Source organism: Actinosynnema sp. NPDC050436 (assembly GCF_040655415.1).
In the GTDB taxonomy this organism is placed as follows: Bacteria; Actinomycetota; Actinomycetes; order Mycobacteriales; family Pseudonocardiaceae; genus Actinosynnema.
This window is the reverse complement of record NZ_JBFAJV010000030.1, coordinates 25,003-35,218: the sequence shown is the minus strand read 5'-3', so window position 1 is coordinate 35,218 and position 10,216 is coordinate 25,003. Positions and strand designations below refer to the sequence as shown.

General features: G+C 69.4%; 8 protein-coding genes. 5 read left to right on the top strand and 3 right to left on the bottom strand.

Annotated elements, in window-relative coordinates; translation table 11 throughout:
• Positions 1-478: 478 nt before the first annotated feature.
• Genes AB0I60_RS37035 through AB0I60_RS37020 form a run of 4 tightly spaced genes read left to right on the top strand, consistent with a single transcriptional unit; the run spans position 479 to position 3,432 of the window.
• Positions 479-1,600: a site-specific integrase gene (locus tag AB0I60_RS37035; RefSeq protein ID WP_360738832.1), complete on the top strand. Its 1,122-nt coding sequence runs from the start codon at positions 479-481 to the stop codon at positions 1,598-1,600.
• Entirely contained in the window at positions 1,597-1,932 is a 336-nt protein-coding gene (locus tag AB0I60_RS37030; RefSeq protein ID WP_360738829.1) for a helix-turn-helix transcriptional regulator, read from the top strand. Before AB0I60_RS37035 ends, AB0I60_RS37030 begins: the two co-directional genes overlap by 4 nt.
• The gene (locus AB0I60_RS37025; protein WP_360738827.1) at positions 1,929-2,441 is read left to right on the top strand and encodes a hypothetical protein; all 513 of its coding nucleotides are present in this window, start codon (positions 1,929-1,931) and stop codon (positions 2,439-2,441) included. The genes AB0I60_RS37030 and AB0I60_RS37025 overlap by 4 nt, the downstream gene beginning before the upstream one ends.
• On the top strand, positions 2,401-3,432 hold the full coding sequence (locus tag AB0I60_RS37020; RefSeq protein ID WP_360738824.1) for a hypothetical protein: 1,032 nt from the start codon (positions 2,401-2,403) through the stop codon (positions 3,430-3,432). The genes AB0I60_RS37025 and AB0I60_RS37020 overlap by 41 nt, the downstream gene beginning before the upstream one ends.
• Positions 3,433-3,452: 20 nt before the next feature.
• Here AB0I60_RS37020 and AB0I60_RS37015 read toward each other — a convergent pair whose 3' ends face one another.
• The 3 genes from AB0I60_RS37015 to AB0I60_RS37005 form a co-directional block, all read right to left on the bottom strand.
• Positions 3,453-4,712, bottom strand: a complete 1,260-nt coding sequence (locus tag AB0I60_RS37015) for a hypothetical protein (protein WP_360738822.1) — start codon at positions 4,710-4,712, stop codon at positions 3,453-3,455.
• 320 nt (positions 4,713-5,032) lie between these two features.
• Positions 5,033-5,641 (bottom strand): VOC family protein, encoded by a 609-nt coding sequence (locus AB0I60_RS37010; protein ID WP_360738819.1) that lies wholly within the window; start codon positions 5,639-5,641, stop codon positions 5,033-5,035.
• 200 nt (positions 5,642-5,841) lie between these two features.
• Positions 5,842-6,558, bottom strand: coding sequence for a hypothetical protein (locus AB0I60_RS37005; RefSeq protein ID WP_360738817.1), 717 nt, complete (start codon positions 6,556-6,558; stop codon positions 5,842-5,844).
• 522 nt (positions 6,559-7,080) lie between these two features.
• On the opposite strand from AB0I60_RS37005, the gene AB0I60_RS37000 reads away from it, so the two are divergent.
• Positions 7,081-10,182, top strand: a complete 3,102-nt coding sequence (locus tag AB0I60_RS37000) for a hypothetical protein (RefSeq protein WP_360738815.1) — start codon at positions 7,081-7,083, stop codon at positions 10,180-10,182.
• Positions 10,183-10,216: the final 34 nt, after the last annotated feature.

Below are 10,216 nucleotides of genomic sequence, written 5' to 3'. Positions count from 1 at the left end.
GGACGCCCCGGCGGTGGGTCCAGGGCAGTTGGTCCATCTGACCAGCAACAACCCACTACCTTGCACTTCAGGTCAGCTTCGGGAGTCCTGGGCCGCCACCCTGCGCTTCGGGCCGGCGTCAGGAGTCCTGGCCCCAAGGAGCATCTGGGCCTCCCCTGAACCAACTCCGCCCGGTGCTCAGTCCTCCACCGCAGTTCAACCCATATCCGCCCGATTTTCGGCGGTTGCTACAAACGCCGCCAATTGCAGCAGATGCGAATTCGCGACAGTTCGCGAAGGACGTTCACAGTGGAGGCCGCGCCGGCCGTGCGGCCAGCACTCGAAGCGGCGCGGCGAGATGAGCCTACTGGCTCGCCCGACGGATCAGCTTGAATCGCGTTGGCCACTCGTTCGGCTGGTTGTACTGCGGTTTTCTGGACGACTGCATCAGATGCGATTCAGTCGCGTTTGATGCGAGTAGCGGAGGGTGGTGGCCGGAGTGAGGCCGATCGGCGTGGCGCCGGGTGCGGCGAGCCTGCAACTGGTGGGCGGGGTGTCGCTGCTGCGGCCGGAGGAGCAGGTGTTCTCGGCGATGCTGGCCGGGTACGCCAATCAGCAGCTCGCCCGCAACCTGGCCCGTTCGACGGTCGAGGGCCGCGAGCACACGGTTCGGGCGTTCTCCCACTATGTCAACGCTTTCCCGTGGCAGTGGTCCCCGGCGATGATCGACGAGTGGCTGGGTGATCTGCGGTCGCTGCGGGAACTGAAGCGGTCGACGATCCGGTCCTACTCCGAAGCGGTCCGGTCTTTCTGCCACTTCGTCACCGACCCCGCCTACGAGTGGACCACGACCTGCGAGGAACGGTTCGGCACCCACCCGATCCAGGTCGTGCACGAGTGGAACACCGCCCAGCACGTCCAGGCCACCGAGGCCGACCCGAAGAAACGGGCCTTCACGAAGAAGGAGCTACACGAGTTCTTCGCCTACGCCGATGATCAGGTGGCGCGCATCCGCGCGTTCGGCCGCAAGGGCTGGCTTCCGGCGTTCCGCTACGCGACGCTGTTCAAGACCGCCTACGCCTTCGGGTTGCGGCGCAACGAAACCCGGATGCTGGACGCCGTCGACTTCGCCCGCAACGTCGCCGGGCAGGAGTTCGGCGAGTACGGGTTGTGCCGAGTCCGGTTCGGCAAGGCGAAGAAGGGCTCACCGCCCAAGCAGCGCAGCGTGATGACCGTCTGGGACTGGACCCCCGACATCCTGGACGAGTGGTTCAGCGAGATCCGCCCCCTGCTCGGCGCGGATGGCAGCCCAGCGGCCTGGCCGTCCGAGCGCGGAGCACGGATCGGTTGCCAACGGCTGGATTCCCGGTTCGTCGCCTACCGCCGCGAACTGGGCCTGGACGACGGCTTGGATTTCCACTCACTGCGCCGCTCCTACGTCACGCACCTGATCGAGGACGGCTGGGACCCCCGCTTCGTCCAGGAGCAGGTCGGTCACGAGCACGCGTCCACCACCTCGATCTACACCTGTGTCGGCTCGGACTTCCGCAAACGCACCCTGCGCCGCCACCTCGACGGCGTGGTCGCCGCGGCCCTGGCCGGTCCGGAAGTGCTGTCGTGAAGCGCAAAGTCGGCTACGCCTGGCGGCTGCGGGAGGTCATGGCCGGCCGGGGGATCTTCACCGCCACCGAGCTGGTTCCGCTGTTGCAGGAACGGGGCATCGACCTGTCCGCGTCCCAGGTCCACCGCCTGGTCTCCGGCACTCCGGAACGACTCTCGCTGCAGGTGCTGTCCGCGTTCTGCGACATCCTCGGCTGCACTCCGGCCGACCTGGTGGCCACCACCGCGGAGAACGCAGGCGTCCGCAAGACCGCCACCGATGACCGCCCCGCATCGTCGGCTGCGGTCGCGAAGCTGCGGCCCCGGGCCGCCCGGATCCTGCCCGGCGAGTGAGTCCCGCCTACCGCACCCCGGAACAGCAGGAACGCTGGCACAAGCGGACCTGCGCGCGCTGCGGCCGGTTCGGCTTCTTCGCCGCCGTCTGGCCGGACGGGCCGGTCTGCCGCACCTGCGAATGCCGCGCCCTGCGCGTTCAGGGCCGCTGTCCCGAGTGCGGAGAGCACCGGCTCCTCCCTGGCCTCCGGCCTGCCGACGCCGTCGCGATCTGCACCGGCTGCGCCGATTTCCGCCCGTCCTACGCCTGCTCGCGCTGCGGCCAGGAAAGCCAGCTGCGCGCGGGCCGCCTCTGCCTCCGCTGCACCCTGTCCGACCGGCTCGCCGCATTGCTGGACGACGGCACCGGCCAGGTTCGGCCCGAACTGGTTCCGCTGCACCGCATGCTCGTCGCGATGAAGAACCCGCGCACCGGGGCTGAGCTGGCTCGATGGGCGACCACCGAACGTTGGGGCGGCGGCGAAACTGTTGCGCGGTCTGGGAAACGGCGACATCGAACTCACGCATGATGCGTTCCACCGCCTCCAGCCCTGGCGGGCGGCCGCGCATCTGCGGGAACTGCTCATGTCCTGCGGCGTGCTGCCACTGGTGGACAAGCAGATCTGCTCGTTCGAACGCTGGCTGCGCGCGCACCTCGACGGCATCAGCGTCCCCGAGCACAAGCAGATCGTGCGCCGGTTCATCACCTGGGAAGTCCTGCCCCGGCTGCGCAACCGCGCCGCACGCAAGCCGCTCACCCCATCCACACGCTCTTTCGCCTCCGACCAGACCAAGCTGGCCACCCAATTCCTCACCTGGCTCGCCGACCACGAACGAACCCTGGAACTCTGCGACCAGGCCGACACCGACGACTGGCACGCCAGCCACAGCGAGCACGAGCGGAGATCGCTTCGCGGCTTCCTACTCTGGGCCACGACCAGCAAACTCCTCCGGCCACTACGGCTACCTGCTCAACTCATCACCCACAAGGCCCCGCTGGCAGAACCGGAACGGATCGCGCTGCTGGGCCGGTTACTCTCCGGCCACGACCTGCCACTGCGGTCCCGGGTCGCCGGCGTGATCGTGCTGCTCTACGCACAACCGCTCAGCCGGATCGTCCGGCTCACCGTCGACGACCTCGTCCGCGACGGCAATCAGGTCCTGCTCCGTCTTGGCGAACCACCCTCACCGGTCCCGGCGCCGGTCGCGGACCTGCTCCTGGCCTGGATCGCACAGCGGGACAACATGAACACCGCCACCAACCCGAACTCCCGCTGGCTGTTCCCTGGCCGACGCGCCGGACAACCGATGCACCCCAGGTCACTCGGCATGCTGGTGACTGGGCTCGGCGTCCCCACCACCACCGGGCGCACCGCAGCCATCGAACACCACGTCCTCACCATGCCCGCCCCAGTCGTCGCCGACGCACTCGGCTACCACCCAGTCACCACCACCAAAATCGCCACCAGAGCCGGAACCACCTGGAACCGCTACGCACCAGGCAACCACGACCGTGTTTGAAGGGTTAACTTCGTGCTCTCTTACTTCGGCACGTCGAAGTCCGGCGATGAAGCCACGCGACCTGCTCTTAAGGCCCGGGCGAGCGTGGAGAGCGCCTCGAAGACGCCGAGCGTCTCACTGAGGAACTCCAGATAGGTCATCCCTGCTGGGTCCTTATCACTGGATACCCGGCCAGTCTGAAGATCGTGGTGTGCCGTAGCGTGCCCGATCGTGTTGCGTCGGCGGTTGTCGAGCAGAACTGCGAACGATTCCCAGCCAGGCACCTGAGCCACGTACGCGATCTTGTACGCGTTCGGCAGACTGTCGAATTGCTTGAGACTCTTGGGACGCTTCTTCACGGGCACGCTCTCGGGGTGGACGTCCCCGAAGTCATCGGGGCTGCCCCGCTGCACGGTGTTCTGAGCTGTCACCAACGGCCAAAGGCACTTACAAGCGAGCTCGAATCCATGCTGATAGAGATCCCCCACCGTCGAGAACTCGTCCCGGAACAGCACCAGCTCGTCGAAGGCCGTCTTCTCGTCCGCGCCGACGAACCTGCCGAGCAGGCCCATCTCCCACGAGCCTTGCTGCTCCACGAAGCGGTTGAGCTCGGTGAACAGATCTCGCTCCAACACGGCAGCCGCCTGCCCCCGACGCCGGAAGGTCAAGGCATGGTCCGGATGCCGGTCCAGCGCTGCGGCGTGCTTCCGCGCGAAACGGTCTAACACTCTCGCACTGGAGTTCCCGGTGGTCCCCGCGATCGTAGTCGTGGCAACCTGCAGAGCGTGGTACGCGACGGTGGTCCTCTCGTGGCTCGTGCGCGGCTCCCACTCAAGCTCGAGCTGCCTCTGCGCGATGCGAATGAACATCTCGGCATTGCCCTGGAGGTAGTACTGGAACAGCATCCGGACCTTGGACCACAGGGCCCGGCCGGCTTCAAGGGCCTGGTGACGCTCCGACTCGAACTCGCCGAGGACGTCGCGACCGAGGATCCGCAAGAGCGTCATCGTGGGGAACGCCCCGGCGGGAGCGAACGAGTCTGCTTCATAGAGCGACGGCACGAACGGATCGATGGTCACCACCGATACGCCGTCCGGCTCGGGATCGCGGCTGCTCAATACCTCGCAGTCGATGTCGATCTGGTAGTCCGAGAGCTCGGAACCCGACATTGACCCTCGAATCGGCAAACGGCACTCGGGGCACGGCAGATAGAAGCGAGTCCTGCGGGTCGGCCCCACCCCGAGCCGTGCGACGAAAATTTCCTCGCAGCCGGGACATCTGAGGTGGTAGCGGGAGATCACGGATCCAGGATATCGACGGCCTCATGCCTGTCGCTCGAAGCCACCGAGAACCGCTACACCCTTGACGATCACTCGCCGTCACAACCGCGACAAACACGCGCTAGTTGATGTCAGCGGCCAGTCGGAATTCCCGTGGACGGCCACCCGAGGACGGCCGACTCGATTCCCCACAGGCGGCCAGTTGCACGGTCAGTGATCGCAGCAGGTCCGTCGTCCGACGACGGCCGTGCAGGCCTCGGCACGACACGGACCTCGCGCCGGCCGCCAGTGGGGAGTTTGAACTGGCCACTGACAGTTGAATACGCGATCTCACCAGTCGGCTACCCCGGATAGATGGTGATCCCTCCGGGCGTGGTCACCGGCAGGTCTGGGCCGTGTACCCGGAGTCTCCATTCGGCCGGTCCCGCAGCACGCTCGAACACCACGTCGTCGTCGCCGAGCCCGACGGTCCGATAGAACGCCGCGGCGTCACCGGGATCGGGTCCGCCATGAGCCGGAGCGAAGGGAGCACCCGGGGTGCCCCTGGGGAACGTCCAACCGCTGAACCCGGCCGACTCCCACAAGGAGAACGCCGCACCGAACGGGTCCACGAGTGTCGCCATCCGCCCCTGACCGGAAACCTCGAACGGTGCCAGGACGATCGCCGCACCGGCCAGTTCCGCTGCGGCGATCCGCGCTTCGACGTCGTCCACCGCGACATACCAAGCGACATGTTCCGGCAGGCCCGGTGGGTAGACGGGGTTGGCGAGATCGCTGAGGCTGCCGACGGGATATCCATCGCGAGTCAGCACCGACGCCGCACGCAGACCGGCGGGCTCGGCGGTCTCCCAGCCGAGCGCGCCTGACAGGAAGACTGCCGTCCCGGGTACGTCCCGGGTCTTGAGATCGAACCAGCAGAACGCCCCAGGCGGGCGGATGTCATCGGTCACGACGCACTTTCTCGCACAGGGCGGGGGTGCGTGGCAAAGGATTACCGGTCAGTCCGCGACGCCCCCAGAACTGATCAGGTTGGGCGCCACACCGGACAGCTGCACGCGCTCAGCAGTCGTCGACCACAGCCATGTCCGAGTTCACCTCGCCGTGGTCCACCGTCGTCAGGCCATTCTCGTCCTCGGCTACCACGACGCCACTACAACCCGGCTCGCCGCACAGGCCGGTGCCACATGGCGCCGATACGCCTCCGGCGATCACTCACCGCGACAACTTCGAGACAACTCGCGACAGTTGAATACGCGGCTTCACCAGTCCCGAACGCCAGTACGGGCGAGAGGTCGTTGAGCTTGTCGGCGAGGATGCCGAAGCCGTCGAGGGTGCCGCCGGGGGTGCTGTCGATGTCGGGCAGTCCGCTGGTACTGATCTGGTGGGTGGGTTCGGTGACCACCCGCAGGTCGGCGACGACCTGGTTCTCGCCCTCGGACTGGGTGCGCAGGACGGTGCCTGAGACGGCGGCGCCTTCTCCGGTCAGGGCGTCGACCCCGGGCCGGATGCCGTTGCCCTCGCCGCTGTCGGGGCCGTTGGCCAGCGCGACCAGCCGGAGCTGCCTGGACCGGGGCCAGTCGCCGGCCTCGCGCAGCGCGCGCAGGAACGCCGGGCGTCGTTCGCTGGTGGCGGGTTTGTCCTCCCAGTGCGCGATGTGCTGGGTGAGCAGTTCCTGGGCGGCGGGGCTGTTGATCTGGTCGGAGAAGGCCGCGTTGAGCTTCCTGGTGTAGTGGGCGAACGCCTGGAGGGCGACGGGGATCCAGGCTCCGGTGTGCGGGCTGTCCCAGGAGAAGTAGAGCCGCGCCTGGTGCTCGATGCCCTCGGCCTCCATCTTGGCCAGGGCGTAGCGGGTGACCAGGCCGCCCATGCTGAACCCGCCGCGTGACGCTGCTCGTGAAGTGAAACAGAGTCGAACACAGGGAAAATCGATTTTGAGTGATCTATGATGTTGCCATAGCCCCGGGTAGATGCTGGCACGGTCAATGCCGGCCGCTCTCCCAGGACATCTTCGACGAGGGCAGGCCCAGGTTCCACGGCGACGCCGCGACCTGGTGCCCGAACCGCGCTGTTCCCTGAGATGCAGACATCGGACCAGACGCGGCGAAAGCCGACCGCCCCGTCCATGATCAGACGGCGATCTGGCGGCGGCGGAAACCCGGCGGAACCCGCCACCGCGCGTCAGAACCCGTCGGAACGATCGACTCCGACCTGCACAGACGGCTATTTGCGCAGGTCGGAGCCGGACCCCGGCCCCTTCGACACGGTAGGGGTCACAGGTTCAATCCCTGTATCGTCCACCACCGAAGTACGCTGCTCGGAAGCCCGGTCTCGATCATGAGACCGGGCTTCCGACATGTCGGGCTCGATCTCGGGCGCTGCGGAAGGGGCCGTGTTCCGCATCGTTGCGGAGCCCCGTGACGGCAGCCGGGACATCATGGCCGTGGTGGGTACTCGGCGACGGCCCGTGCGCGGGCGGGACCAGCCCGGCCAGCACGCGGTGGCGGCGGATGCCGCCCAGGTCCTGCAAGCCGGGCGGGACCTCTACGTCCTCCAGCAGGTGGTCCACCGGCGGCTCGACGAGCAGCGCAAGGTGCTGGCCGACGCCGACGTGCGACCACGGTCACTGCCCGCGACGGTCGCACACGTGCTGCGGTCGCCGATGCGCGGGCGGCAGGAGGACTTGGCGTTCCTGCGGGACAACGTGAGGGCCGGAAGGCACGTCGTGGTCGTCGGTCCCGGTGGCGCGGGCAAGAGCACGCTGCTCAAGCACGCCGCGAACGAGGGGGACCTGGCTGCCGCGCGGCTCGCGGGGGCCGCCGGCGTGGTCTGGGTCGACTGCACCGCGCGGACCGCGCCGGACGTCGTCCGGGACCTGGTGCAGGAGTGCTACGAGGTCGACGCGGACGTGCTCGTCCCGGACGGCGTCGCCCGGCGGCTGCTCGGCGACGTCCGCGCGCTCGTCGTGCTCGACGGGGTCGACCTGCCGCCCGAGCAGGTGCAGTCGATCCTGTCGGTGATGCACCGGAGCGTCTTCGTGCTGTCGTCCCGTGGCGAGGGCCTGTGGGACACCGGTGTGCAGAGGCCGCTCGGCGGGCTGCCGTTCGCCGACTCGCTGGCCATGGTGGTCGACGTGGTGGACGGCCCGGTCGACGTCGAGACCGTCGAGCGGGACTGGGCCGCGTGCGGCGGGAACGCGCGGAAGCTGCTGGAGCGCACCTCGCTGCGGCACGCGGCCCGGGTCCTGGGCGCGCTGCCCCAGGAGCCGACGAAACCCCAGCTCCTCGAACTCCTGGTGCCGATCGTCGTGGGCACCCTCGACGGACCCGCGCTCGCCACGTTGTCCGCGCTCACCGCGTTGGGCGATGTCCAGTGGGGCACCGGCCTCCTCGCGGAGGTGTGCGACGCGCCGGCGGTCGTCGGTGCCGATCGGCTGGTCGAAGCCGGCTTGGCGCACTGCGACGGCGACCGCTGCCGGGCGAGTTCACTGGTGGCGGAGTCGGCTCCGGTGGAGACCGCGCTCTCCCTGCTGGTCGACCGGATCGCGTTGTGGGCGCAGCAGGCCCGGCCGGACGCCCTCGTCGCGGAGATGGCCGTCGTGGCGACGGCGCTGCGGCGTGCGTTGGACGCGGGCGCACCCGATTCGGCGTTGTCGTTGGCCTGGGCGGCGGCGCGGGGACTGGCGTGGTCGCGCCACTGGGGCGCGTTGTCGGTGGTGCTCACGCTCGGCCTCCGGGCGGCGGTCGGCGCGAAGTCGGTGCGGCACGAGGCCGCCTTCCGCTCCGCGCTGGCCCTGTGCGAGTTCTCCGACCGCGACGACGAGCAGGCGGCCGAAATCCTGGTCGGCGCGATGGCGCTGGCCGGCGACGACCGGGACGAGCACCTCGCGGCGCGGGTCCGGGAGGGCGACGCGGAGGTCCAGCTGCTCGCCGGCCGCGCCCCGCTGTCCACTGTGGACAAGGTGCTGGCGCGGATCGCCGAGGCGGCGGGCGCCGTCGTCCCCTCGGTGGCGGCGGGGGCCAAGGCCGCGCGGGACGCCTGCGCGACCGCCGTGTCGCGCGTTCCGGGAGGTGCCCAGCTGGTCAGGCTGGTCCAGGAGAACCCGGGCCTGCTCCGGGGGTTGGCCTCCGCGACCGCCGTGGCGGGGCTGGTGCTGGCGACCATGTCCGCCTCGGGGAACCACGAACCCGCCACCGCCGCCCCACCGGGGACCGGCGTGCCGCCGGCCCAGGCGCTGCCCGGCGGTGCGACCACGACCACCGTGCCACCGGCACCCACGACCACCACGCCGAGCCGATCCCCGGCCGGTGTGCCGCCGACCGCCGGCCAGGTCACCACCACCGGCAGGGGCACCGGCACCGGCGTCGGCTCGGTCCCGGCCGGCGGTGACCCGGGCTACGGACGCCACGGTACGGACGGCACCTCGACCTCGGGCCCCACGCCGCCACCGACCGTCCCGGCCACCTGGGCCTTCGCCCGCGTCTGGTACGTGGACCGCCCGATCGGGAGCACCCACGCGTTGTCCGGTCCGTCCGCGCCGAACAACGACGAGGCGAACTGGACCTACGACCCTGCGCAGATGTCACCGTCACCGACCGCCTACCCGACCGTGACGCACGTCGCGCCCGGCCGGCACCGCGTCCGGATCCCGGGTGTCGGCGCGCCGGGCGGCAGCGTGAAGGTGACCGCGCAGGACTGGGCCGCGTGGAGCGGGACGCCCCGCCACCGGATCGGGGTGTTCTGCCAGCCGTCGGGGTGGCACCAGGACGGTCCGGACGAAGTGGTCGACGTGGCGTGCTTCGAGCGCGGGGGTGCCTCGGCGGACGTGCCGTTCCTGCTGCGCTTCGTCGCCGGTTCGGGCTCCGCCGGTCGGGGCTTCGTCCTGGCCGACCAGCCGGGTGCGGCGAGCTTCACCCCGGACTGGCGGCACGGGGTGAACGCCGGTGACGTGACCAGGACGGGTCCGGGCCGGTACACCGCCGTCCTGCGTGGCTCGGCGAGAGGCGCCGTCGAGGTCACGGCCGTCGGTGCCGCGCCCGTGCACTGCACGCTCAGCGGCAGGCGCGGGGACCTCGCGGACGTGGCGTGCGTGACGCCGTCCGGGGCCGCGACGGACTCGGCGTTCACCGCCACCTTCGCCGTGGCGCAGAACGTGCTCGACGACGCGCGCAAACCGGTCGGCGACTACCTCGTCACCGACGACACCGCGACGGCGGCCACGCCGACCATCACCACGCAGTGGGCCTCCGGCGGCGCACCCCTGACCCTGGAACGGACCTCGACCGGACGGTACAAGGCGCATTTCACCAACGGCTACATCCGCAGCACCATGCACGTGACGGCCGGCGGGTACGGCAATTATTGCACCGTGATGTTGTTCAACGACTACAGCTTCCCGAACAACGCCACGGTGTACGTGGCTTGCTTCGACCACGCCGGGACGCCCGTCAACACGGGTTTCACCCTGGTCTACACCTCGGCGCGGATCTACTGATCCGTCCAGGTGAGCGACGTCGGGAGCGGCTAAT

Bases quoted from the DNA above. Each gene is read 5' to 3' on its own strand.
- AB0I60_RS37005 (WP_360738817.1), bottom strand. From the start codon at position 6,558: ATGGGCGGCCTGGTCACCCGCTACGCCCTGGCCAAGATGGAGGCCGAG.